Below are 24,127 nucleotides of genomic sequence, written 5' to 3' on the forward strand. Positions count from 1 at the left end.
TGTGTGAGTGTATCAACGCAAGCCGCGGCGCCCGGATTTATCCGGGCAGGTCACACGCGCTGTGCGAGAAGTGGCGAGCGGCGGCACGAAAGCCAACCTGATCGTTCAGCACGCCGCGTCGATCTGCAGAAACTGCGACGTAACTGACTAGCCGGTAAGAGTTTTTCTGCAGGCAGAAGTTCAGTGGTGGCCGGCCTCATTCGAGCTGCGCGCGCGCCCGCGCCACCCTGGAAGCGGACTCACGCCCCAGCACCCGACTGATGCGTTGCCCCGCCTCGATCAGACGCGGCAGATCCACTCCGGTTTCGATGCCCAGCCCGTGCAGCAGGTAGAGCACGTCCTCGCTGGCGACGTTGCCGGTAGCGCCCTTGGCGTAGGGGCAACCACCGAGGCCGGCGACCGAGCTGTCGAATACCGCGATACCTTCGAGCAGGCTCGCGTAGATATTCGCCAGCGCCTGGCCGTAGGTATCGTGAAAATGCCCGGCCAGGCGCTCACGGGGCACGTGCCGACCGACTACCTCGAACAGATTGCGCACACCGCCTGCGGTGCCCACGCCGATGGTGTCACCCAGGGACACCTCGTAACAGCCCATGGCCTGCAGCTCGCCGGCCACCGCAGCCACCTGCTCGGCAGCCACCTCGCCCTCGTATGGGCAACCGAGCACGCAAGACACATAACCGCGCACCCGCACGCCGTGCTGGCGCGCCGTATCCATCAGCGGCTCGAAACGTTTGAGGCTTTCGGCAATGGAGCAATTGATATTGCGCTGCGAGAACGCCTCGGAGGCCGCGGCGAACACCGCCACCTCTTTCACACCGGCCGCCAGAGCCGCTTCAAGGCCCTGCAGATTGGGCGTCAGCGCCGCATAGGTAACGCCGGGCCGCTGCTCGATACCGGCAAACACCTCGGCACTGCCGGCCATCTGTGGCACCCATTTGGGCGACACGAAACTGCCGACTTCTATATAGCCCAACCCGACAGCGCTCAGGTCGTCGACCAGACGTACCTTGTCGGCCACGCTGATCGGCTGCTTCTCGTTCTGCAGGCCATCACGGGGGCCGACTTCTACCAGACGAACGTGCCTTGGCAGGCTCATGACTGCGCCTCCAGTTCGACCAACACCGATCCCTCGGCGATCAGCTCGCCCTCGGCGCAGTAAACGGCTTTGACGGTGCCAGCCTGGGGCGCGCGAATACTGTGCTCCATCTTCATGGCTTCCAGCACCACCAGCGCGGCGCCCGCCTCGACCTGCTGCCCCGGTGCGACCAGCACCCGGACGATGCTGCCGTTCATGGGCGCGGTGAGCCCGCCATGGTGCGCAGTGCTGGCCGCGGCGGCGACAAGCGGATCGAAACGACGCACCGTCAGCCACTCCACGCCCCAGCGCAGGTAAAGCCTATCGCCTTCACGCACCGCGTTTTTCGGCGCGGCGGTTGTCGGCTCGACCTGCACGCGGCGGGTGACCTCGCCACATGTCAGCGTCATCGGCGTGGTAGCTGGCGAGGCGCTGCGCCAGGCATTACGTGCTGCCCAGGGCGAGAACGGATCATCGCCTCGCTGGCGGTCGACATCGGTGGCCAGCATGGCCGCGCCCGCCTGCTGCCAGAAGGCATCCGGCAGCTCCTGCGCAGGCGGCAGCAACTGCGCCTGATGCCGCTCGATAAAGCCGGTGTCCAGCTCGGCAGCGGCGAACGCCGGATGAGCGAGAATTCGTTGCAGAAACGCCAGATTGGTCTTGAAGCCCCCCACCAGCGTCTCGGCCAACATGGCCAGCAAGCGTTGGCGCGCCTCCTCACGGTTCTCGCCCCAGGCGATCAACTTGGCCAGCATCGGGTCGTAGAACGGCGACACCTCGTCCCCCTGCTCCACGCCGCTGTCGACCCGCCGCCCCGGCCCCGCCGCGGGCTCACGGTACAGGTCGAGATGTCCGCTGGCCGGCAGGAAGCCGCCTTCCGGGTCCTCGGCATACAGGCGCACTTCGATGGCGTGCCCGAGCAGCGGTACCTGTTCCTGACGGATCGGCAGCGGCTCGCCACGGGCCACGCGGATCTGCCAGGCCACCAGGTCAAGGCCGGTGATCGCCTCGGTCACCGGGTGCTCGACCTGCAGGCGGGTATTCATCTCCATGAAGAAGAAATCACCACGGGCATCGAGCAAAAACTCCACGGTGCCGGCGCCCACGTAGCCGATGGCCTGGGCGGCCCGTACCGCTGCCTCGCCCATGGCCCGGCGCAGTTCGGGCGACAGCCCGGGCGCCGGGGCCTCTTCGACCACCTTCTGGTGGCGACGCTGGATCGAGCAATCGCGCTCGTTCAGGTACAGGCAGTTGCCATGTTGGTCGGCGAATACCTGAATCTCCACGTGACGCGGTTGCAGCACATATTTCTCCACCAGCATGCGCCCGTCACCGAACGCCGACTGCGCTTCGCGCTGCGCCGAGGCCAGGGCGTCGGCCAGGTCGGCCTCCCGTTCGACGATCTTCATGCCCTTGCCGCCGCCGCCAGCCGTAGCTTTGAGCAGCACCGGGTAGCCGATCTGCTCGGCAGCCTGGCGGAAGGTTTCCACATCCTGATCATCGCCGTGGTAGCCGGGCACCAGCGGCACGCCGGCCTCTTCCATCAGTGCCTTGGCTGCCGACTTGCTGCCCATGGCGTCAATGGCGCTGGCCGGCGGGCCGAGAAAGATCAGCCCGGCGGCTTCGAGCTTGCGGGCGAAGGTGGCGTTCTCGGACAGGAAGCCGTAGCCGGGATGGATGGCCTCGGCACCACTGGCCCGGGCAGCTTCGATGACCTTGTCCATCAGCAGGTAGCTGTCGCCGGGCTTGGCGCCGCCCAGGTCGATGGCGATGTCCGCTTCGCGCACGTGGCGGGCGCTGCGGTCGACGGCGCTGTGCACCGCCACGGTGGTAAGCCCCAACGCCTTGGCGGTGCGCATGACCCGGCAGGCGATTTCGCCACGATTGGCGATCAGCAGTGTAGTGATGGTTTTCATGACTGAGCCTGCCAGGCAGGAGTGCGTTTTTGCAGAAAGGCGCTGAGGCCCTCCTGCCCTTCTTCGCTGATGCGGATGCCGGCAATCACGCTTTCCGTGCGCTGGCGCAGGGCGTCGCTCAGCACACCGCTGCCGACGCCGTGCAGCAGGGCTTTGGTTTCGCGCATGGCCTGCGGGCTGTTGAGCAGCAGTGTGGCGATCCACTGCTCCAACTCGCCCTCCAGTTCGGCCGGCGGATAGCACTCGGCGAGCAGGCCCAGCTCTCGGGCGCGTTCACCGCTGAAGCGCTCGGCACTCAGGGCATAACGGCGCGCCGCCCGCTCGCCGATGGCCTGTACCACGTAAGGGCTGATCACCGCGGGCGCCAGGCCGATGCGCACTTCGGAGAGGCTGAACAGCGCGTCACTGACGCCGATGGCGATGTCGCAACAGGCGGTCAGGCCAACCGCACCGCCGAACGCCGCGCCCTGCACCACGGCAAGGGTCGGGCACGGCAGGTGGTAGAGCAGATTCATCAATTCGCCCAGCTCGTGAGCGTCATGCAGGTTGGCGGCGTAATCCAACTTGGCCGAGGCCTGCATCCAGGCCAGATCCGCGCCGGCAGAAAAGTGCTTGCCGCGACCGCGCAGAATCACGAAACGCAGGCCGTCATCGGCGGACAATTGGCGCAGCGCCTGGATAAGTTCCGCGATCATCTCGGCATTGAAGGCGTTGTGCTTGTCCGGGCGGTTCAGCCACAGGGTGGCGACGCCGCGCGGGTCGATGTGCAGTTCGAGGGTATTGAAGTCAGTCATTGCTCGATCCTCGGCCGGGCTACATGCGGAACACGCCGAAGCGTGTCGGCTCGATGGGCGCGTTGAGGCTGGCGGAAATCGCCAGGGCCAGTACATCGCGGGTTTGCGCCGGGTCGATCACCCCGTCGTCCCAGAGCCGCGCGCTGGAATAGAAGGCATGGGCCTGGCGTTCGTACTGTTCGACGATGGGCTGTTTGAGGCGCTGCTCGTCTTCGGCGGAAAACACCTGGCCGGCGCGCTGCGCCTGCTCGTGCTTGACCTGCACCAGCACGCCAGCGGCCTGCTGGGCGCCCATCACGCCGATCCGCGCGTTGGGCCACATCCACAGGAAGCGTGGGTCGTAGGCACGGCCGCACATGCCGTAGTTACCGGCACCGAAGCTGCCGCCGATGATCACCGTGAACTTCGGCACCCGGGCGCAGGCCACCGCGGTGACCAGTTTGGCGCCGTGCTTGGCGATGCCGCCCTCCTCGTATTTCCTGCCGACCATGAAGCCGGTGATGTTCTGCAGGAACAGCAACGGAATGCCGCGCTGGCAAGCCAGTTCGATGAAGTGCGCGCCCTTCTGCGCGGCCTCGGCGAACAGGATGCCGTTGTTGGCCAGGATGGCGATCGGGTAGCCGTGCAGATGGGCGAAGCCGCACACCAGGGTGGTGCCGAACAGCGCCTTGAATTCGTCTAACTGCGAGTCGTCGACGATCCGCGCGATCACTTCGCGCACGTCGAACGGCTGCTTGGCGTCGGCGGGAATCACCCCGTACAACTCATCAGCGGCATGACGCGGCGCTACCGGCGCTTGCACCTGCAACTGGCCGAGCTTGTGCCAGTTGAGGTTGGCCACGCAGCGCCGCGCCAGGGCCAGCGCGTGTTCGTCGTTCTCGGCGTAATGGTCGGCCACGCCGCTGGTCTTGCAATGCACATCGGCGCCGCCCAGTTCCTCGGCGCTGACCACCTCACCGGTGGCGGCCTTAACCAGCGGCGGGCCGGCGAGAAAGATGGTCGCCTGCTCGCGCACCATGATGGTTTCGTCGCTCATCGCCGGCACGTAAGCGCCGCCGGCGGTGCACGAGCCCATCACCACGGCGATCTGGGCGATACCCTGGGCGCTCATGTTGGCCTGGTTGAAGAAGATCCGCCCGAAGTGCTCGCGATCAGGGAACACCTCGTCCTGGCGCGGCAGGTTGGCGCCACCGGAATCCACCAGATAGATGCACGGCAGGCGGTTTTCCAGGGCGATGGCCTGGGCACGCAGGTGCTTCTTGACGGTCAGCGGGTAATAGCTGCCGCCCTTCACCGTGGCGTCGTTGGCGATGACCATGCACTCGACGCCCTCGACCCGGCCGATGCCGGCAATCACCCCGGCGGCGGCGACCTCTTCGTCATACACCTGATAAGCGGCCAGCGCGCCGATTTCCAGAAACGGCGAACCGGGGTCGAGCAGCCGATCGATGCGCTCGCGCGGCAGCAGCTTGCCCTTACCGGTGTGTCGCTCCTGAGCCTTTGCACCACCGCCCTCGCGGGTGTGGGCCAACAAGGCGCGTAGCTCATCGACCTGGGCGAGCATCGCCTCGCGGTTGGCGGCGTACTCAGGGGAACGCGTATTCAATTGCGTGTGCAGGGTTGCCATGGTGCGGCTCCGACTGACAGACACCTTAAAAACTACCCGCGTTTTTAAAGGTGTCCGGTAACAGGAAAACGTGGGGCTGCGATCAAGCCGTTTCGTTGAACAGCTCGCGGCCGATCAGCATGCGGCGGATCTCGCTGGTGCCGGCGCCGATCTCATAGAGCTTGGCGTCACGCCACAGGCGGCCGACCGGAAACTCGTTGATGTAGCCGTTGCCGCCGAGAATCTGGATCGCCTCGCCGGCCAGCCAGGTGGCCTTTTCAGCGGCGTAGAGAATCACCCCGGCGCAGTCCTTGCGCACCTGGCGCACGTGCTCGCTACCGAGCGCATCGAGCTGCTTGCCGACGGCGTACAGATAAGCGCGACAAGCCTGCTGAGTGGTGTACATATCGGCCAGCTTGCCCTGGATGAGCTGGAACTCGCCGATGCTCTGGCCGAACTGCTTGCGGTCGTGAACGTAGGGCACCACCACATCCATGGCGGCCTGCATCAACCCCAGCGGCCCGCCGGAGAGCACGGCGCGTTCGTAATCGAGGCCACTCATCAGCACCCGCGCGCCCTCGCCGACGCCGCCCAGCACGTTCTCGGCCGGCACCTCGACATCCTGGAACACTAGCTCGCCGGTGTGCGACCCGCGCATGCCGAGCTTGTCGAGTTTCTGGGCTACCGAAAAACCCTGGCTGCCCTTCTCCACGATGAAGGCGGTCATGCCCTTGGCGCCGGCGGCCGGATCGGTCTTGGCGTAGACCACCAGCACGTCGCAGTCCGGGCCATTGGTGATCCACATCTTGCTGCCGTTGAGCACGTAATGATCGCCCTTGCGGTCAGCGCGCAGCTTCATCGACACCACGTCGGAGCCGGCGTTGGGCTCGCTCATGGCCAGTGCGCCGATATGGTCGCCGCTGATCAGTTTGGGCAGGAAGCGGCGCTTCTGCTCGTCGCTGCCGTTGCGGTTGATCTGGTTCACGCAGAGATTGGAATGGGCCCCGTAGGAGAGACCGATGCCACCGGCAGCGCGAGAGATTTCCTCCATGGCGACCATGTGCGCGAGATACCCCATGCCGGCGCCGCCGTATTGCTCGCTGACGGTCAGGCCGAGCAGGCCCATGTCGCCGAACTTGCGCCACAGGTCCATGGGGAACTGGTCGGTGCGGTCGGCTTCGGCGGCGCGCGGGGCGATTTCCTTGGCGGCGAAACCGGCGACCGCATCGCGCAGCATGTCGATTTCCTCACCGAGGAAGAAATTCAGGCCTGGCAGGGTGTTCATCTCACGACGCTCCATTGTTGTAGTTGTTGGATGGGTCAAAGGGTGGCGATCAGGCGGTGACGGGAATCTCCTTCAACGCCGTCAGGCAGCGCTGCTCGGCGGTATCGAGCTCGCGCTGCATCTGTTGGATATCCAGCAGCTGGCGAGCCAGGTGCTCGCGCCGCTCGGCGATCTTTTCCAGAAAGTGGTCGAGCTGCTTGCGGTTGCCGCCGGCCGGATCGTAGAGGTCGATCAGTTCCTTGCACTCGGCCAGGGAGAAACCGATGCGCTTGCCACGCAGAATCAGCATCAGCGTCACTCGGTCACGGGCGCTATAGATGCGCTCCTGGCCACGCCGCTCGGGCGCGAGCATGCCCTGCTCCTCGTAAAAACGAATGGTGCGGGTGGTGACGCCCAGCTCCTGGGCAAGATCGGAAATGCTGTGGGAAACGCTCATGGTGGGAAGCCAACCGAAGATTACCTTTACGTAAACGTAAGCCTGCAAATACAGGGCTGTCAAATCAATCGGTAACCGCCTGGCTGAAATAAAAAAGGCATGGCCTTCACGGCCATGCCTTCGATTGATTCAGGGCTGCGGCTTGCCGTCCCACGGCACGCCATCGAGGGGGCGACGACGCGCCATCTCTTCTTCGTCGAGGCCTTCGCCGGCGCCGATATCGCCTTCGCTGACGATGCTCAGGTCACGATCAGCCGGTTTGTCGTCACCGCGCTCATGTGGCGAACGGGCACCGGAATCGTCGATCAGGGTTTCCGGGCTCAGGTCATCCATGCTCACGCCGTCTTCGTGGCGGCCTTCGCGGAGCGTTTCGCCGCCGCTCTGCCCCGCTTCGCGGACGCGCTCGTCAGGGTATTCGTGTTGCACCTCGTCGGCTGAGCGACGATCGCCGATGCGCCCTTCGCGATCATCCTGGCGGTCGCTGAAGTCGAGCTGCTCGATCGACCCCATGCGATCCTCCATGTCGTCGATCTCCTGGGGCGTGGGCGATTGCTTGGATGTGCTCATGATGGTCTCCGCTGTAGGTCTATCTGGTGGACTCACCCCACAGCGGGAAAATTCAGGGAAAGTGACGAGCTCACCCCTCGCCGACCAGCTGCTCCAGCGCCTCCTCGATCACGCTGACGTTGGTCGGTCTTACCAGGCGGGTGACCTCCACGCCGTCGCGCAGCAGCACAAGGGTCGGCCACAGCTTGACGCGAAACGAACGGCCTAGCGGGCGCCCGCTGCCGTCCTCGATTTTCAGGTGGCGCACTTCGGGGTAATCCGCCAGCACCTTGGCCAGCAGTGGCTGGGCGGCCTGACAATGGCCGCACCAGTCGGTGCCGAACTCGATCAGGGTCATGCCGGGCATCGCCTGCACCTCGGCGGGCGTCGGGGCGGTGGCGCTGTAGGAATTGCTCATGGAATCTCCTCGCCGATGGCAGAAACGAAACCGCCCCGTTGAGGCGGGGCGGTCAAGAGTTGCAGCGTATCAGACGCCGTCGCCGAGCTTCTTGACGACTGGTTTGACCTTGTCAGCGATCTCGCCTTCCAGACGGCTAACGGTATCGGTGATGCGGTCCACTTCGGGGCGCATCGAACGGGCGTCTTCCAGGATGCTCTTGAGCCGGCAATGGCCACTCAGGCCGCGGGCCACCAGCATGCCGCCGAACGCCGCGCGCATCAGGCCGAGCACGCCGCCGCGCTTCAGGCCGCCACGGGCCATGGCAATGCCGCTGCCGATGGAAAGCGCACGTTCCCAGCCCTGTACGTTACTGCCGCTTTGCTTATCGAATGTGGACATAGCCTTCGCTCCGGTCGGTGATTGATTCACTACCGACTGGCCGCGAGCACACGGCGTTCGGTGATACCGACAGGCGGACTGATAAGGGGCTTTGTTGCGTTGCGGCAAGCACACGTAGACGCGAGTACGACGCGACTGAAAACGACCGAGCCCTGCCGCACCCGAACGAAGTCAGATGCTGCAGGGCTCGGTGCTGCCTTTACTTCAGCGGCGAATCGACCGGCGCCGGGGCAACCCAAGAAGCTTGCGCAGTGCTTTGTGGCGGCTCCGGGCGCTCGTCGAGCACCGCGTGCAACGTTCTGCGGTCGCAAGCGCCTTCAGACAGCGAGACCACCACGGTGGCCACCGCGTTACTCGCCAGGCTGGTCAGCGCACGGGCCTCGGACATGAAACGGTCTATACCGATCAGCAGCGCCAGGCCAGCTAGCGGCAGGTCGTGCATCACCGACAAGGTCGAAGCCAGTGCCACGAAGCCGCTGCCAGTCACGCCAGCGGCACCCTTCGAGGAGAGCAGCATGACGGCCAGCATGGTGACGACCTGGGTCAGCGACAGGTCGATGTTGCAGGCCTGGGCGATGAACACCGCGGCCAGGGACAGATAGATAGCCGTGCCATCGAGGTTGAACGAGTAACCGGTTGGCAGCACCAGACCGACCACCGATTTGCGGCAACCGAGCGCCTGGAGCTTTTCCAGCATGCGCGGCAGCACCGGCTCGGTCGACGAGGTGCCTAGCACCACCAGGAACTCTTCGCGGAAATAACGCAGCAGCTTCCACAGGCTGAAGCCGTACATCCGGCACAGGCCGCCAAGCACCACGAAGACGAAGAACGCGCAGGCGATGTACAGCGTCATGATCAGCTTGGCCAGGGAGCCCAGCGAAGTGATGCCGTACTGGCCGACAGTGAAGGCGATGGCGCCAAAGGCACCGATGGGCGCGAAGCGCATCAGGTACGAGAAGATCTTGAAGACCATCTTCGAGGCGGCTTCGAGCACGTCGAGCACCGGCTTGCCCGCTTCGCCGATCGACGACAGGGCGAAGCCCGACAGCACCGCGATGAACAGCACTGGCAGCACCTCACCCTCGGCAAAAGCGCCCATGAAGGTGTTGGGGATGATGTGCATGAAAAACTCGACCACGCCGAGCTTGGCGGCCGAAGCGGTGAACTGGGACAGGCCGTCGGTGCTCAGCTTGCTGGGATCGACGTTCATGCCTACGCCCGGCTGGAACAGGTAGACCGCACAGAGGCCGATCAGCAGGCTGACCACCGTCAGGACGAGGAACAGGCCCAGGGTCTTGCCCATCAGGCGACCCAGTGTGCTCTTCTCGGTCATGCCGGCAATGCCGGTGACGATGGTGCAGAACACCACCGGCGCAATCATCATCTTCACCAGCTTGATGAAGGCATCACCCAGCGGTTTGAGCGCAGTGGCTTGCTGCGCCCAGAAGTGGCCGACAATCACGCCCAGCAGCACGGCGCAGAGGATCTGGAAATACAAGGATCTGACGAGTTTCATCAGGCATCACCCATTTATAGAAATTGTTCGGATGCGCAAATTTTCGTTCGGACCGGCTACTCAGCTGGCCAGACGTTGCCCTTCCGGGGCGTGTACCTCTCCGGAAAACAGCCGGCGGGCGGTGCGTACCACGGAGGCACGAATCGTCTGGCCGTTTTCACCCACGTACGCCAACGCGACTTCGATCGACCCACTCGGGTGCTCGATGCGTACGTGATCCAGGCGCTCTGCGTTGTCTTCAAGCCCCAACAGGTCAGCGGCCACGGTTTTCGGGCTGACGCAGGCAGTCGCCAGACCGATCGAACCGGTGATCGCCAGGGCGCGATGACAGTTATGAGGCATGAAATAGCGGACCTGAATGGTACCGCCCGCCGAAGCAGGCGCCAGCAGGACCGGCTTGGGAATGACTTTTTCACTGACGTCGCCCAGGCCCATGGCCAGGCCAGCCTGCAGGCGGATCGACTCGAGACGGGCGAGGAAAGCGCTGTCGGCGTCCAGCTCGGCGGGCGACTCCTGGCCGGTCTTGCCCAGGCTCGCGGCATCGATCAGCACCATCGGCATGGCCATGTCGATGCAGGTGGTTTGCACACCATCGAACCGGTCACGGGTATTGCCGGTGGGAAACAGCTTGCCAGTCTTGCTGCCAGCCGCATCCAGAAAGGTCAGCTCGATGGGTGCGGCACCCCCCGGTACGCCGTCGATGCGGGTATTGCCGGCGTAGGTGACCACCCCTCCCGGAGTCTGCACTTTGGAGCAAACGAAGGTGCCGGTATTCAAATTACGGATACGTACTTCAGTGCTCGGGGAACCGGCCTTGACCAAGCCCTGTTCGATGGCGAAAGGGCCAACGGCACACAACATGTTGCCGCAGTTGGGCGCGGTATCAACGCGACGCTGGGACACCATGACCTGCACGAAGAGGTAATCGACATCGGCATCCGGGTGGCTGGATGGGCTGACGATAGCGACCTTGCTGGTCTGCGGGCTACCACCACCGATGCCATCGATCTCGAGTTCATGCCCTGCACCCATGACCGACAGCAGTACTTCGTTTCGCTCGTCAATCGACTCAGGCAAGTCGCTGGCAAGGAAAACCGGACCTTTGGAGGTGCCTCCGCGCATGAGCACACAGGGGATTCGCATGACGTTCTCTCTTGTACTGATCAATCAGTCCGATTGATGCCTCGAGCAAAAGAGTCACATGTCGTGACAATTCCATCAAATGCAAAGATTTTATATTTTGATGTGTATAGCGCATCAAAAACCACATGAGAAGATTGAGTGCAGAAGCCGCTACGCTCATAAAACATTGACGAATAAACAGGAAAATCAGCAGCAATATGTCGGTATAAGCTGATAACTGCCAGCACAGCCCTGAAAAAGATCAATGATGTTTTCAGACGAAAGATCAGAGCGGAAATAAGCCAAGCCGACGGTCGGCGAGCCGGTTTCGACCACAAAATCGGCAGGATTCCGCTCAAAAAAAACGCAGCTAGATGCGGCGTTTTGTTGAACCCAAGGCCATTTCGTCGCTGGGCGCGGCCGAAATGGCTTTATCCAAGCGCATTCAGGTGGGCTTGTCGGCTCCGAGCGCGGTATAGCCAGGCCATTGCTTGAGCAGGGTTTCGACGAACTGCTCGGCAGCTGGCGACAGCGAAGAACCATGGCGACGCACCAGACCCAGGGTGCGGCTGATCACCGGATCGACCAGCGGGCGCTGTACCAGGATTGGGTGGTCCTCGACCGGCATCGCCAGACTCGGCATGGCGGCAATGCCCAGCCCCGCCTCGACCATGCCCAAGGAGGTGGACAAGTGCTGGACCTCGTAGAACCAGCTGGGGCGCCAGTCCAGATGAGCCAGACCGTGATCGAGCAGCACGCGGTTGCCGCTCAGCCGGCCAACACCGATCAGCCGGTAATCGCTTAGCTCGCGCCAGGCCACTTGCGGCTGTTCGGCCAGCGGATGATCGCGCCGGCAGGCGAGCACGAACGGCTCGTTGACCAGCGGCGTGAAGTCGATCTCGGCGTGTTGGCCGCTGAGCATGTTGATGCCGAAATCCGCCTCGCCGCGCAGCACCGCTTCCAGGCCCTCATGGGCGCTGAGGTCAAGAATGCGGATGCGGATCTTTGGGTACTGGCGGTTGAACTCGCGGATCACCGTGGGCAGAAAGTAGAACGCCGCCGTCGGGATGCACGCCAGCGTCACCTGCCCGGACTGGCGCTCGGCCAGCTCGCGAATGCCGAGAATCGAACGCTCGAAATCGTCCAGCAGACGCCGCGCCTTGGGCAGGAAATCCCGCCCCACCGCAGTGAGGCTGACCCGCCGTGTGGTGCGATCGAGCAGTTGGGTGCCAAGCCCCTCCTCGAGCTTCTGCATGCGTCGGGTGAGGGCCGGTTGCGAAAGGTGGATGGCGTTGGCCGCTTCGTGAAAATTGCCGAACTCGGCGATCTTGACGAAAGCGCGCAGGTCCTGAAGTTCGTAATTCATGCAAAAAACCTATCAATCCATATTTTTATTTTTCAACGCAGATTAGTGCATTAAACAACATTCGGAGCCTCGCGCCCAATCCGAGCGTACTACAGACGCATTAATGCAAATAATAAATTAATATAAAAAATATATGCAATTTACAAAACAAACCCCGATCACCACCATTTAAGGAAAGCAACAATAATCAGCTTTATTGCACTGGAGACATCATGCAAGCCATCCCCTGCGTGCTGATGCGCGGCGGTACCTCTCGCGGCCCGGTTTTTCTGGCCAATCACCTGCCCACCGATATTGCCGCACGAGACGAGTTGCTCCTTAACGTCATGGGCTCCGGCCACGAGCTGGAAATCGACGGTATTGGCGGCGGCAGCCCGCAGACCAGCAAGGTCGCTATCGTCAGCACCTCCAGCCATCCTGACGCCGATGTCGATTACCTGTTCGTGCAGGTCATGGTCAACCAGCGCCGCGTCGACACTGCCCCCAACTGCGGCAACATGCTGTGCGCCGTCGGTCCTTTCGCCATCGAACACGGCCTGGTCAACGCCAGCGCGCCGGTCACCCGCGTGCGCATCCGCAACCTCAACACCAACACGCTCGTCGACTCCGAAGTACAGACGCCCAAGGGCAAGGTGCGCTACGAAGGCGACACCAGCATCGATGGCGTGCCCGGCAGCGCCGCGCCGATCAAACTGACCTTCCTCGACGCCGCGGGCGCCAAGACCGGCCAGTTGCTACCCACGGGCAAGGTGCGCGACCAGTTCGACGGCATCGACGCCACCTGCATCGACATGGCCATGCCGATGGTGCTGCTGCATGCCGAAGCCCTGGGCAAGACCGGCTACGAAACCCCGGCCGAACTGGATGCCGACAGCGAACTGCTCGAGCGCCTGGAGCGCATTCGCCTGCAGGCCGGTATAGCCATGGGCCTGGGCGACGTCAGCCAGATGGTGATTCCCAAGCCGGTGCTGCTCGCGGCGCCGCGCAAGGGCGGCACCCTGTCGGTCCGCTACTTCATGCCCCACAACTGCCACCGCTCGATCGCTGCCACCGGCGCCATCGGCCTGGCCAGCGCCTGCGCCCTGCCCGGCAGCGTGGCGTTCGACATCGCGCCGATCACCGGCGCCGCGCTGGTGCGCCTGGAACACCCGGGCGGCGAGATCGAAGTGTCGCTGGCCCCTGGTGCAGACGCTCAGCCGCAGAGCATGCAGGCCTCGCTGATTCGCACCGCGCGCCGCCTGTTCGCCGGTGACGTGTATGTGCCGCAGACCGGCAGAGGCACCCCTAACAAGAATTAACGCCAACGATCGCTTCACCCAACGAGTAAATAATAATGACAAGGAAGAATCTGTTTTACGTCTCGGTAGCCCCTGCTGCCGTTCTCGCCAGCCTGCCCCTGGCCGTCAGCGATGCGCTGGCCGAAGGCTTCTTCGAAGACAGCAAGGCCAACCTGGAGCTGCGCAACTTCTACCTCAACCGCGACTTCCGTGAGGGGCGCGGGCAGAACAAACGCGAAGAATGGGCCCAGGGTTTCATCCTCAACATGGAATCGGGTTACACCAGCGGCACCGTCGGCTTCGGCCTCGACGCCCTGGCCATGCTCGGCGTCAAGCTCGACTCCTCGCCTGACCGTACCGGCACTGCGCTGCTGCCAAGCGACAGCAAAGGGCGACCTGAAGACGACTACAGCAAGCTCGGCGTGACCGCCAAGGTACGCGTCGCCGACAGCGTGCTGAAGGCCGGCACCCTGCTGCCGAAAATGCCGACGCTACAGTTCAGCAACAGCCGCCTGCTGCCCCAGACCTTCGAAGGCTGGCAGGTGCAGAGCAAGGACATCGAGCGCCTGACCGCATCCTTCGGGCAGATCTCCCGCGTGGTGCAGCGCGACGTTTCGGGCTCCGCCGACCTGATGCTGAACAACAAGAATGGCCGTTTCGGCGGCAGCCCGAGCAGCGACCACCTGCGTTTCGTCGGCCTCGATTACGCACTGACACCCAACACTCAGCTGAGCTACCACCAGGGCCAGCTCACCGACATCTACCGCCAGCACTTCCTCGGCCTGCAGCACACCCTGGCGATTGGCCCGGGCAAGCTGAAAGCCGACCTGCGCTACTTCAACAACAGCGAAAGCGGCCAGGCGCGTGCCGGTGACATCGACAACCAGGTGTACAACGCCATGTTCACCTACAGCCTGGCCGGCCATGCGCTGGGCGTTGGTTATCAGCAGATGCGCGGTGACGACGGCTTCACCTACGTCAACGGCGCCACGCCGTATCTGACCAACTTCCTGCAGCTCAACGACTTCGCCGGGCCCGACGAACGCTCCTGGCAGGTACGCTACGACTACGACTTCAGCAAGGTGGGCATCCCCGGCCTGACCTTAATGACCCGCTACGTACGCGGCAGCGGTATCGACCTGACCGACGGCAGCAACGGCAAGGAGTGGGAGCGCAACACCGACCTGGCCTACGCGTTCAGCGAAGGCGCGCTGAAGAACCTCAAGATCACGTGGCGCAATGCGGTGTACCGCAACAATTTCGCCCCACGTGGAATGGATGAAAACCGCCTGATTCTGAGCTACGTCCTGCCGATCTGGTAATCCGTCGGCTCACCTGCAAATAACTCCAATACAGGTATAACCCAATGAAACTCATCAAGAACCGCTTTCTCCTGCCCCTCGCCGGCGCCCTGCTGCTGACTGGTATGCAAGCGGCTCACGCCGACCAGCCCAATCGCCCCGAGTGCATCGCACCGAGCAAGCCGGGCGGCGGCTTCGACCTGACCTGCAAGCTGGCTCAGGCCGGCCTTAAGGACAACAAGATTCTCAAGTCGCCGATGCGCGTGACCTACATGCCGGGCGGCATCGGCGCCGTAGCCTACAACGCCGTGGTCGCCAACCGCCGCAACGAACCCGGCACGCTGGTGGCCTTCTCCGGCGCCTCGCTGCTTAATCTGGCACTGGGCAAATACGGCCGCTTCGACGAAGACGCCGTACAGTGGCTGACCACCATCGGCACCGACTACGGCACTCTGGCGGTACGCGATGACTCGCCGTATAAGAATCTCGACGACGTCGTGAACGCCCTGAAGAAAGATCCGAAAAGCATCGTCGTTGGCGGCGGTGGCAGCATCGGTGGCCAAGGCTGGATGAAGATCGCCCTGCTCGCCAAGGCTGCCGGCATCAACCCCAGCGAGCTTCGCTATGCGGCGTTCGAAGGTGGCTCCGAACATTACATGGCGCTGATGGGCAAGCACGTCGATCTGGTCACCGGCAGCGCCAGCGAGATCGCTTCGCAGAAAGGCAACAACATCCGCACTCTGGCGGTATTCAGCGAAGAACGCCTGCCAGGCGATTTGGCCGAGATTCCGACCGCCCGCGAGCAGGGTTACGAGATTCAGTGGCCGCTGATCCGTGGCTACTTCGTCGGCCCGGACGTACCCAAGGAGCAGGTGCAATGGTGGCGCGACTCGTTCGCCAAGCTCGAAGCCTCGCCTGAATTCGAGCGCTACATGGTCGACCGTGACGTGCTGCCGATGTACGTGAGCGGCGACGAGCTGCAAGCCTTGGTGAAGAAGCAGGTCGCCGAGTACCGCGAGCTGGGCCGCGAGTTCGGGCTGGTCGAATAACCCTTCCGGGAGAGCCGTTCGGCTCTCCCCTCTGGAGCACCCCATGCAAGACCGTATCTTTGCCGGCGTCAGCCTGCTGCTGTGCATCGGCCTGGCGCTGACGGCCTGGAGCTACCACGCGCCCTTCTCATACGAACCGGTGGGGCCGCGCGCCTTTCCGCTGCTGCTCATCGTGCTGATCGCCTTGGGCGCCCTGTACCTGCTGATCAAGCCATCGCACGCCAGCCAGGAGGCCAGAGAGCCGGCACTGGATCGCCACGTAATACGCAAAATCGTGCTGTGCGTCATCGCCCTGCTGATCTACGCCGTGCTGTTCGAGTTGGTCGGCTTCATCATCAGCAGCGCCCTATTCGCCATCGCCATGGCGCGCCTGTACGAGGGCACCTGGAAGGCCAGCCTGACGTCCGGCGTGCTGCTGGCCCTCGGCCTGTACGTGTTGTTCGACAAAGCCCTCGATGTCCCGCTGCCACTCGGCCTGCTTTCCGGCCTGGAGTTCTGATTCATGGAAACCTTCGCTTACTTGGGCCAGGGCTTCGGCGTTGCCCTGAGCCCCTACAACCTGATCACCGCACTGTGCGGCACCCTGATCGGCACCGTCGTCGGCCTGCTGCCGGGCCTGGGCCCTATCAATGGCGTGGCCCTGCTGATTCCTATCGCCTTCGCCCTCGGCCTGCCACCGGAAACCGCGCTGATCCTGCTCGCGGCCGTGTATCTGGGCTGTGAGTACGGCGGCCGTATTTCCTCCATCCTGCTGAACATCCCGGGCGAAGCCTCGGCCGTGATGACCACCCTGGACGGCTACCCGCTGGCGCGTCAGGGCAAGGCTGGCGTGGCTCTGTCGATCTCGGCCTGGAGCTCTTTCGTCGGAGGTCTGATGGCAACCTGCGGCGTGGTCATCTTCGCCCCGCTGCTGGCCAAATGGGCGGTGGCCTTCGGCCCGGCTGAATACTTCGTGCTGATGGTGTTCGCCATCGTCTGCCTGGCGGGCATGGCCGGCAACAAACCCATGAAGACCGCCATCGCGGCCTGCATCGGCCTGCTGCTTTCGTGCGTGGGCGTGGACTCCAACAGCGGCGTATACCGTTTCACCTTCGGCAGCCTGGGCCTGGCCGACGGCATCCAGTTTGTGGTGCTGGTACTGGGTCTGTTCTCGGTGAGCGAAATCCTCGTGCTGCTCGAGCGCACCCACCACGGCCAGAAGGCCCTTGATACCAGCGGCCGCATGCTGTTCAACGTCAAGGAAGGCCTCTCGGTTCTCGCCACCAACCTGCGCAGCGGCGCCACTGGTTTCGTCATGGGTGTTCTGCCCGGCGCTGGTGCGACCCTGGCCAGTGCCGTGTCCTACATGGCCGAGAAGCGTCTGGCCGTGAAGGACAACAAGTTCGGCAATGGCGACCTGCGCGGCCTGGCCGCCCCGGAAACCGCCAACAGCGCCGCGGCCTGCGGCTCGATGGTACCGATGCTGACCCTGGGCGTGCCCGGCTCGGGCACCACCGCGGTAATGCTCGGCGCCCTGACGCTGTACAACATCACACCGGGCCCCCTGCTGTTCCAGCACCAGCCGGATATCGTCTGGGGCCTGATCGCCTCGCTGTTTGTGGCCAACCTGATGCTGATCATCATCAACGTACCGATGATCAAGGTATTCACCAAGATCCTCGCCGTGCCGTACTGGGCGCTAGTGCCGGCCATCGCCATCATCACCTCGATTGGCGTCTACGCGGTGCACGCCACCACCTTTGATCTATTCCTCATGATTGGCATCGGCGTGTTTGGCTACATTCTGCGCAAGATGGACTTCCCGCTATCGGCGATCCTGCTGGGCTTCATCCTCGGCGGCCTGATGGAACAGAACCTGCGCCGCGCGCTGTCGATTTCCAACGGCGAACTGAGCATCCTGTGGAGCAGCCCGATCACCCTCGCGGTATGGGCGCTCGTGGCATTGATGATAGCCTTGCCCTTCTGGCGTATCTGGCGCGCTCGCCGCAAGGCGGCGGCACCGAGTGCCAGCTGATACTTCACCGAATCAGGCTCCCCCGGGAGCCTGAACCGTTTTTGGAGCCGCCATGCATATCGTCATTCCCGATGACTACCAGAACGTCATTCGCACGCTCGACTGCTACGCCACCCTGAACGGCCACCAGGTCAGCCTCTACCACGATGCCGTAGACGATATAGAAGTGCTCGCCGAGCGCTTTGCCGACGCCGACGCCCTGGTGCTGACTCGTGAGCGCACCCGTATAGATGAAGCATTACTGGCGCGCCTGCCGAAGCTCAAGCTGATCAGCCAGACCGGCAAGATTTCCAACCATCTGAATCTGGACGCCTGCACCCGCCACGGCGTGGCGGTGATGGAGGGGCGTGGCTCGCCCATTGCGCCGGCAGAACTGACCTGGGCGCTGATCATCAACGCGCGGCGCCAGCTGTTCCCGGCCATGCAGGCGATGTACGCCGGCCATTGGCAAATCAACATGGGCCAGCGCCTGGCCGGGCAAACCCTGGGCATCTGGGGTTACGGCAAAATCGGCCAGCGTCTGGCTCGTTACGCCCAGGCTTTCGAAATGCCGGTACTGGTATGGGGCAGCGAAGCCTCGCGGCAAGCCGCTGTTGCAGACGGCCACCAAGCCGCCGCGTCGCGCGAAGCCTTTTTCGCCAGCGCAGATGTGATCAGCCTGCACCTGCGCCTGGCTGCGGCCACCCGCCATCTGGTTACAGCCGCCGACTTGGCGCTGATGAAACCCAGCGCGCTACTGGTCAACACCAGCCGGGCCGAGCTGATCGCACCAGGCGCGCTGCTCGAGGCCTTGAACAAGGGCCGGCCCGGTTTCGCCGCGCTGGATGTCTTCGAGCAGGAACCTCTGAACGACCCCGACCATCCCCTGCTGCGCCACCCTGGCGTGCTGTGCACACCGCATCTGGGCTATGTGGAACGTGAGGGTTATGAGCTGTACTTCGGCGATGCTTTCGCCAACGCCCGCGCCTTCTTCGCGGGTGAAGACTGCGCACTGGCCAACCCGCAAGTCCGTACGCGACGCTGACGCTGATGACAACGCGCCAGGCGGCGCGTTGTTTCCCCCGCCGGCAGGCTATTCATACCTGGCGGCCTGCCGATGACCTCCTTATATAAACGGCAACCAACAACTTGTGCTGTCGTATTGCCACATCGCTCAGCGGCAGATATGGCAGTGGGCCAGCAACTTGATACCCTTCTTTAATATACAGGTCGGGTAATGCACCAGTGAACCCACACGCAATATTGCAATGCCAGCAAGTAACATTAATTTGATATTGCTACTCCCCGCGCTTTCGAACTACTCGGCCAGCTTAGCGTTAGCCAAAATCATTCAGCTTGAGGGCACGAGGCTGCCGGCCCTGGCGGCCAGGCTTCTGTGTCTCTAGAGCGCCCCTTCACTGATACGCCAATACCGTATACACCGGAAACTCAGCGGCAAAATTGCCATGTCTCTTGGCGTTTCCCTTTCATATATAAGCTCGACACTTCAAATCAATATCGCGCCGGCACGAACATTGCTGGAAATATATATGCAGGCCACAATTTAATCTGACTGTCATGCAATGACTTTAATGTCCGGGCGTCAGTAACAGCAGGTTTACTGAAAAACCAAGTGCCTGAAAAGGAGCAACTTTCGCGCTCAATTATTGAATTATGGCTTGCCGGTCGCACTGCGATGCAGCGCATCTGCCTCGAGTGCGCCAAGAACACGCACGAAAAAGTTCAGGTTTTTTTTGTGAAGCCAAGGGCCAGGAGTTTGGGGGCCGCCGGGGAACTTCTTACGAGAGCCGACAACCAATGACTCATGAAAAATGGCCGCAAGTCAATGCGATAGGTGACTGAGACACACTTCTCAGAGCGCCTCACCGCGATGTCGACCGGCCTTCCCCATCAGCAACAGACCCCGGGAAGGGATTTGGCACCATGAAACTCACCAAGATACTGACGGCTTCACTTGCAGGTTCGCTGTCTACAGCCAGTTGGGCAACAGACCCACAACATATCGACCTGGCTGGGTTCGAGTTCACGCCAACCCTCAACGTCGGCGAAAGCTACGACAGCAACTACCGCGGCCTGAACAAGGCCCGATCCTCCTGGGTGACCAGCATCAACCCGAAATTCCTGCTCAGCGCCGAGACCCGCAACACCGGCTACCAGCTCGAATACGAAATCGACGACCAGAACTACCATTCCGACGACAAGGCCAGCCATACCGATCAGCACCTGCGTTTTCGCAGCATCATGGAATTCAACTCGCGCAACCGCTTGCGCTGGAACCTGGGCTATCACCGCGTCGAGGAAACCACTGACGTGCGAGACCCCGACAGGGACGAAAACGACAAGTACGACCGCGGAGTGGCCGGTGCCGTCTACACCTACGGTACCCAGACCGGGCTCAACCAGATCGACTTCGGCGTCAACTACGAGTCAATCCGCTATCGCAACAGCGGCGGTCTGAACGACGACCAGGACCGCGACAGCACCACCTTGAACTCCGTCTGGTACCACCGTCTGGGTGGCAGCACCCGCTCCCTGGTAGAGGTGCGCCATACCATCAACCAATACGTGCTCAGTGAGAGCGACCGCGACAGCACCGACGACGCCCTGCTGTTCGGCGCCACCTGGGATGCCACCGCCAAGACCTCCGGCACCGTGCGCCTGGGCGCCCAGCGCAAGAATTTCGACAGCAGCAGCCGTGAGGATTACACCAGCCCCATGTGGGAAGTTGGTCTGAAGTGGGAACCGCGCACCTACTCCATCGTCAAACTCGACACGCGTCGTTCTTTCGACGAAGGCGAAGATGGTGCCAGTACCGTTCAGGACACCACCACACGCCTGGGTTGGGAGCACGAATGGTCGGCCTTCATACGCTCGGATCTGTTCTATCGCTACTCCGTACGCGACTACAAGGCAACCGACCGCAAGGACGACCGTACTGGCTACGGCCTGGAGTTGACCTACTCCCCGCTGCGCTGGGCTGATGTATCGCTGGGTTACCGCCACACCGACAACGATTCGAGCGTGCGGGAGAAATCCTACGACCGGGACATCTATCAGCTGTCGTTGAGCTTGAGCCTCTAACACCCGGGCTCCTCAACAGGGTGACGCTGGCGTCACCACCCTTATCAACCCTTTCCCGTTTGTCCTTGCAGGCGAGCGGCGGGCGCTCTTTTTCCAGCGCCTGGTATTCAAGTAACCATCAAGGAGTATGCGGATGTCAGTCCACCATCTGTTCAAAGCCTTCTCGCTGCTGCTGATGCTCGCATTCGCAGCAGGCGCACAGGCAAACCCGCAGTATCGGCTGAGCTCTGGCGACGTGATCAAGATCAGCGTCTTCGGTGAACCGGATCTGTCGTTCGAGGAAATCCGCCTCAACGACGCCGGCAACTTCTCCTACCCCTTCCTGGGGACGGTCGATGCCAAGGACAAGACCGCGGCAGACATCGAACGCATCCTCACCGAACGCCTGAAGGCCGATGGCTATCTAGTCGATCCGCGCGTCTCGGTCGCCGTTACCACCTACCGCGAGTTTTACATCAGCGGCGAAGTGAAGTCGCCGGGCGGCTATCCCTATCAACCCGGCCTGACCCTGGACCGTGCCATCGCGCTGGCCGGCGGCCTGACCGAACGGGCATCGACCAAGCGCATCACCATCTCACGCGGTAACGGCGAAAGCCGCGCCGAAGAAAAAGCCACGCTCGACACCCTCGTCAAGCCGGGTGACACCATCACCATCGATCAAGGGTTCTTCTGAATATGAACAGTCCTGCACGAACGATCCGACAGTGGCAGCCTTCGCCCTCGGAAGCAGATAGCGATTACATCGACCTGCGACGCATCTGGAATGCCGTATGGTCGCGCAAGTGGGCCATCATCCTGTTCGTCGTGGTGGTCACCCTGATCACCGCCATCGCCGTGTCCCGCATGACGCCGATCTACCGCGCAGTGGCATCGGTGATGATCGAAACCAAAGGCACCCAGCTGGTTTCCTTCCAGCAAGTGACCGACACCACCGGTGCCGTCAACGAATACCTGCAGACCCAGCTGGGCCTGGTCAAGAGCCGCGTGGTTGCCGAGAAGGTGGTGCGTGAGCTCAACCTCACCGAGCACCCGGACTTCGACCCGCGCCAGCAGCCGCAACCGTTGATCAACTTCAGCGCCATCACCAATGGCATCCAGAGCGTGCTGTCGTACACCGGCCTGGTGGACGCGCCCGAGCCGTCCGAGCCGATGACCGAAGCCGAGCTGATGGACATCGTGGTCAAGAACCTGATGGACCGCACCAACGTGTGGGTCGAGGGCAAGAGCCAGCTGGTCAACATTTCCGTCGACCTGCCTGATCGCCTGACCTCCGCCGCCATCGCCAACTCCATCGCCAGCAACTACATCGACAGCCAGCTCGATGCGCAGATGGAAATGTCGCTGCAGGCCACCACCTGGATGAACACCCGCCTCAACGAGCTGCGCACCTCGCTGCAGGAAGCCGAGAACCGTCTGCAGGCCTTCCGCGAAGCCGAAGGCCTGGTCGACGTCAACGGCGTGCAGACCATCAGCAACAACGAACTGTCGCTGACCGGTGACCGCATGATCGACGCCCGTCGCCAGCGTGCCGAGGCCGAGAGCCAGTATCGTCAGGTGCAGTCCATGGGCAGCGGCGACTGGCGCCGCCTGGCCAGTGTGCCGGCCGTACTGGGCAACCCGCTGATCCAGCAGTTCAAGTCCGAAGAAGCCCGCGCCCGCGCCAAGGTCGAGGAGCTGTCGCGTCGCTACGGTGACCGTCACCCGGCCATGCTCGCCGCCAAGTCCGACCTCAGCGCCGCGACCGCCAGCCTGCGTGCTCAGGTTGAGCAGGTAGTGGCCAGCATCGAGCGCAACTACCAGTTGGCCGTGGCCAACGAGAACTCCCTGAATGCCTCGTTCGACAAGAACAAGGAGCAGATTCAGGACATCTCGCGCAAGGAATTCAAGGTGCGTGAGCTGACCCGCGATGTGGAAAGCAACCGCTCGTTGTATGAGACCTTCATGACCCGTCTGCGCGAAACCGCAGCGACTCAGGACGTCAACTCCAGCAATGCGCGCATCATCGACAAGGCCGTTGCCCCGCTGACCCCGGCAGCGCCGAACCAGAAACTGCTGATCGTACTGGCTGCAGGTCTGGCCCTGGTATTCGCTGTGGCCTTGGCCATCGTGCGCGACATCCTGAGCAACACCTTCAAGGGCGTCGAGGACGTGGAGAACAAGCTGAACCTGCCGGTACTGGGCATCGTTCCGCTGATTTCCAACAACGCCAAGTACACCGCCGCGCACCTGTTCGAGCACGGCGAGGATCCACGCTTCTGCGAGTCGATCCGCACCATTCGCACCAGCCTGATGCTCGCCGACAGCAACCGTTCGCAAAAGGTTCTGGTGGTCACCTCCTCGTCGCCGGGCGAAGGCAAGAGCACCCTGGTGGCCAACATGGCGTTCGCCCTCAGCCAGCTGCAACGCGTACTGCTGATCGACGCCGACCTGCGCCGTCCGACCCTGGCCAAGAGCTTCGACTTCCCGGTCGGTACCCCTGGCCTGGCCAACCTGATTACCGGCAGCGCCAAGGTCGAAGAGTGCATTCACAACATGGGCACCAACCTGGACATGCTGCCAGCTGGAGCCGTGCCGCCAAACCCGCTGGAGCTGCTGGCCTCGCCGCGCTTCGCCAAGTTCCTGGACATGATCAAGGAGCGTTACGACCACATCATCATCGATTCGCCGCCTAGCCAGGCCGTGAGCGATGCCGTGCTGCTGTCCACCTTCGCCGATGCGGTGATCTACGTGGTCAAGGCCGACGGCACGCCAATCCCGATGGCTCAGCGTGGTGTTGGTCACCTGCTGCAGAGCGGTGCCTCGGTGATGGGCGTGGTGCTCAACCAGGTGGACGTGGAAAAAGCCGCTCGCTCCGGCGAATACGGCGGCTACTACGACCAGTACGGCTACAGCGAAGGCAAGGCCTGATAACGCCATGAACAACCAGCGCATGACAGCAGGA

21 protein-coding genes are annotated in these 24,127 nt (G+C 62.8%); 9 read left to right on the forward strand and 12 right to left on the reverse strand.

Annotated features, from left to right (window positions below; translation table 11 throughout):
• Positions 1-196 precede the first annotated feature (196 nt).
• From PVA39_RS13720 to PVA39_RS13775, 12 genes are all read right to left on the reverse strand, one after another.
• Positions 197-1,099, reverse strand: a complete 903-nt coding sequence (locus PVA39_RS13720; RefSeq protein WP_274124517.1) for a hydroxymethylglutaryl-CoA lyase — start codon at positions 1,097-1,099, stop codon at positions 197-199.
• Positions 1,096-2,994 carry an acetyl/propionyl/methylcrotonyl-CoA carboxylase subunit alpha gene (locus PVA39_RS13725; RefSeq protein WP_274124518.1) on the reverse strand — a complete coding sequence of 633 codons (1,899 nt, stop codon included), beginning with the start codon at positions 2,992-2,994 and terminating at the stop codon, positions 1,096-1,098. The genes PVA39_RS13720 and PVA39_RS13725 overlap by 4 nt, the downstream gene beginning before the upstream one ends.
• Complete coding sequence (locus PVA39_RS13730; RefSeq protein WP_274124519.1) at positions 2,991-3,788, reverse strand: gamma-carboxygeranoyl-CoA hydratase; 798 nt, start codon at positions 3,786-3,788, stop codon at positions 2,991-2,993. Before PVA39_RS13730 ends, PVA39_RS13725 begins: the two co-directional genes overlap by 4 nt.
• Positions 3,789-3,807: 19 nt before the next feature.
• Positions 3,808-5,415 carry a carboxyl transferase domain-containing protein gene (locus PVA39_RS13735; protein WP_274124520.1) on the reverse strand — a complete coding sequence of 536 codons (1,608 nt, stop codon included), beginning with the start codon at positions 5,413-5,415 and terminating at the stop codon, positions 3,808-3,810.
• Positions 5,416-5,497: 82 nt separating this feature from the next.
• Complete coding sequence (locus PVA39_RS13740; RefSeq protein ID WP_274124521.1) at positions 5,498-6,679, reverse strand: isovaleryl-CoA dehydrogenase; 1,182 nt, start codon at positions 6,677-6,679, stop codon at positions 5,498-5,500.
• Between the two features lie 49 nt (positions 6,680-6,728).
• The gene (locus PVA39_RS13745) at positions 6,729-7,115 is read right to left on the reverse strand and encodes a MerR family transcriptional regulator (RefSeq protein ID WP_075931936.1); all 387 of its coding nucleotides are present in this window, start codon (positions 7,113-7,115) and stop codon (positions 6,729-6,731) included.
• A gap of 129 nt (positions 7,116-7,244) precedes the next feature.
• Entirely contained in the window at positions 7,245-7,682 is a 438-nt protein-coding gene (locus PVA39_RS13750; RefSeq protein ID WP_274124522.1) for a phosphotransferase system, HPr-related protein, read from the reverse strand.
• 70 nt (positions 7,683-7,752) lie between these two features.
• Positions 7,753-8,079: a thioredoxin family protein gene (locus tag PVA39_RS13755; RefSeq protein WP_274124523.1), complete on the reverse strand. Its 327-nt coding sequence runs from the start codon at positions 8,077-8,079 to the stop codon at positions 7,753-7,755.
• Positions 8,080-8,148: 69 nt separating this feature from the next.
• Positions 8,149-8,460: a YgaP-like transmembrane domain gene (locus PVA39_RS13760; protein ID WP_274124524.1), complete on the reverse strand. Its 312-nt coding sequence runs from the start codon at positions 8,458-8,460 to the stop codon at positions 8,149-8,151.
• Between the two features lie 199 nt (positions 8,461-8,659).
• Complete coding sequence (locus tag PVA39_RS13765) at positions 8,660-9,976, reverse strand: dicarboxylate/amino acid:cation symporter (protein ID WP_274124525.1); 1,317 nt, start codon at positions 9,974-9,976, stop codon at positions 8,660-8,662.
• A gap of 60 nt (positions 9,977-10,036) precedes the next feature.
• Entirely contained in the window at positions 10,037-11,119 is a 1,083-nt protein-coding gene (locus PVA39_RS13770) for a 4-oxalomesaconate tautomerase (RefSeq protein ID WP_274124526.1), read from the reverse strand.
• 424 nt (positions 11,120-11,543) lie between these two features.
• The gene (locus PVA39_RS13775) at positions 11,544-12,464 is read right to left on the reverse strand and encodes a LysR family transcriptional regulator (RefSeq protein WP_013790809.1); all 921 of its coding nucleotides are present in this window, start codon (positions 12,462-12,464) and stop codon (positions 11,544-11,546) included.
• A 212-nt stretch (positions 12,465-12,676) separates the two neighbouring features.
• On the opposite strand from PVA39_RS13775, the gene PVA39_RS13780 reads away from it, so the two are divergent.
• From PVA39_RS13780 to PVA39_RS13820, 9 genes are all read left to right on the forward strand, one after another.
• Entirely contained in the window at positions 12,677-13,762 is a 1,086-nt protein-coding gene (locus tag PVA39_RS13780) for a 4-oxalomesaconate tautomerase (protein WP_274124527.1), read from the forward strand.
• Between the two features lie 35 nt (positions 13,763-13,797).
• Positions 13,798-15,063, forward strand: a complete 1,266-nt coding sequence (locus PVA39_RS13785; protein WP_274124528.1) for an OprD family porin — start codon at positions 13,798-13,800, stop codon at positions 15,061-15,063.
• Between the two features lie 44 nt (positions 15,064-15,107).
• Positions 15,108-16,091 carry a Bug family tripartite tricarboxylate transporter substrate binding protein gene (locus PVA39_RS13790; RefSeq protein WP_274124529.1) on the forward strand — a complete coding sequence of 328 codons (984 nt, stop codon included), beginning with the start codon at positions 15,108-15,110 and terminating at the stop codon, positions 16,089-16,091.
• Between the two features lie 43 nt (positions 16,092-16,134).
• Entirely contained in the window at positions 16,135-16,590 is a 456-nt protein-coding gene (locus PVA39_RS13795) for a tripartite tricarboxylate transporter TctB family protein (RefSeq protein WP_274124530.1), read from the forward strand.
• Between the two features lie 3 nt (positions 16,591-16,593).
• Entirely contained in the window at positions 16,594-18,105 is a 1,512-nt protein-coding gene (locus PVA39_RS13800; RefSeq protein WP_274124531.1) for a tripartite tricarboxylate transporter permease, read from the forward strand.
• A 52-nt stretch (positions 18,106-18,157) separates the two neighbouring features.
• On the forward strand, positions 18,158-19,129 hold the full coding sequence (locus PVA39_RS13805; protein WP_274124532.1) for a D-2-hydroxyacid dehydrogenase family protein: 972 nt from the start codon (positions 18,158-18,160) through the stop codon (positions 19,127-19,129).
• Between the two features lie 899 nt (positions 19,130-20,028).
• Positions 20,029-21,186: an outer membrane beta-barrel protein gene (locus PVA39_RS13810; protein ID WP_093503006.1), complete on the forward strand. Its 1,158-nt coding sequence runs from the start codon at positions 20,029-20,031 to the stop codon at positions 21,184-21,186.
• 133 nt (positions 21,187-21,319) lie between these two features.
• The gene (locus PVA39_RS13815) at positions 21,320-21,859 is read left to right on the forward strand and encodes a polysaccharide biosynthesis/export family protein (RefSeq protein ID WP_027909509.1); all 540 of its coding nucleotides are present in this window, start codon (positions 21,320-21,322) and stop codon (positions 21,857-21,859) included.
• 2 nt (positions 21,860-21,861) lie between these two features.
• Positions 21,862-24,093 (forward strand): GumC family protein, encoded by a 2,232-nt coding sequence (locus tag PVA39_RS13820; protein WP_093503004.1) that lies wholly within the window; start codon positions 21,862-21,864, stop codon positions 24,091-24,093.
• Positions 24,094-24,127 lie beyond the last annotated feature (34 nt).

Origin of the sequence: Pseudomonas sp. CNPSo 3701 (assembly GCF_028674975.1) — a bacterium.
GTDB lineage: Bacteria > Pseudomonadota > Gammaproteobacteria > Pseudomonadales > Pseudomonadaceae > Aquipseudomonas > Aquipseudomonas straminea.

Excerpts from the sequence above, each read along its gene's own strand:
- PVA39_RS13805 (WP_274124532.1), top strand. The coding sequence starts at position 18,158 with ATGCATATCGTCATTCCCGATGACTACCAGAACGTCATTCGCACGCTC.
- PVA39_RS13765 (WP_274124525.1), bottom strand. The coding sequence starts at position 9,976 with ATGAAACTCGTCAGATCCTTGTATTTCCAGATCCTCTGCGCCGTGCTG.
- PVA39_RS13785 (WP_274124528.1), top strand. The coding sequence starts at position 13,798 with ATGACAAGGAAGAATCTGTTTTACGTCTCGGTAGCCCCTGCTGCCGTT.
- PVA39_RS13795 (WP_274124530.1), top strand. The coding sequence starts at position 16,135 with ATGCAAGACCGTATCTTTGCCGGCGTCAGCCTGCTGCTGTGCATCGGC.
- PVA39_RS13730 (WP_274124519.1), bottom strand. The coding sequence starts at position 3,788 with ATGACTGACTTCAATACCCTCGAACTGCACATCGACCCGCGCGGCGTC.
- PVA39_RS13750 (WP_274124522.1), bottom strand. The coding sequence starts at position 7,682 with ATGAGCACATCCAAGCAATCGCCCACGCCCCAGGAGATCGACGACATG.
- PVA39_RS13790 (WP_274124529.1), top strand. The coding sequence starts at position 15,108 with ATGAAACTCATCAAGAACCGCTTTCTCCTGCCCCTCGCCGGCGCCCTG.
- PVA39_RS13755 (WP_274124523.1), bottom strand. The coding sequence starts at position 8,079 with ATGAGCAATTCCTACAGCGCCACCGCCCCGACGCCCGCCGAGGTGCAG.
- PVA39_RS13740 (WP_274124521.1), bottom strand. The coding sequence starts at position 6,679 with ATGAACACCCTGCCAGGCCTGAATTTCTTCCTCGGTGAGGAAATCGAC.
- PVA39_RS13720 (WP_274124517.1), bottom strand. The coding sequence starts at position 1,099 with ATGAGCCTGCCAAGGCACGTTCGTCTGGTAGAAGTCGGCCCCCGTGAT.
- PVA39_RS13775 (WP_013790809.1), bottom strand. The coding sequence starts at position 12,464 with ATGAATTACGAACTTCAGGACCTGCGCGCTTTCGTCAAGATCGCCGAG.
- PVA39_RS13735 (WP_274124520.1), bottom strand. The coding sequence starts at position 5,415 with ATGGCAACCCTGCACACGCAATTGAATACGCGTTCCCCTGAGTACGCC.
- PVA39_RS13820 (WP_093503004.1), top strand. The coding sequence starts at position 21,862 with ATGAACAGTCCTGCACGAACGATCCGACAGTGGCAGCCTTCGCCCTCG.
- PVA39_RS13810 (WP_093503006.1), top strand. The coding sequence starts at position 20,029 with ATGAAACTCACCAAGATACTGACGGCTTCACTTGCAGGTTCGCTGTCT.
- PVA39_RS13725 (WP_274124518.1), bottom strand. The coding sequence starts at position 2,994 with ATGAAAACCATCACTACACTGCTGATCGCCAATCGTGGCGAAATCGCC.
- PVA39_RS13745 (WP_075931936.1), bottom strand. The coding sequence starts at position 7,115 with ATGAGCGTTTCCCACAGCATTTCCGATCTTGCCCAGGAGCTGGGCGTC.
- PVA39_RS13780 (WP_274124527.1), top strand. The coding sequence starts at position 12,677 with ATGCAAGCCATCCCCTGCGTGCTGATGCGCGGCGGTACCTCTCGCGGC.
- PVA39_RS13760 (WP_274124524.1), bottom strand. The coding sequence starts at position 8,460 with ATGTCCACATTCGATAAGCAAAGCGGCAGTAACGTACAGGGCTGGGAA.
- PVA39_RS13815 (WP_027909509.1), top strand. The coding sequence starts at position 21,320 with ATGTCAGTCCACCATCTGTTCAAAGCCTTCTCGCTGCTGCTGATGCTC.
- PVA39_RS13770 (WP_274124526.1), bottom strand. The coding sequence starts at position 11,119 with ATGCGAATCCCCTGTGTGCTCATGCGCGGAGGCACCTCCAAAGGTCCG.
- PVA39_RS13800 (WP_274124531.1), top strand. The coding sequence starts at position 16,594 with ATGGAAACCTTCGCTTACTTGGGCCAGGGCTTCGGCGTTGCCCTGAGC.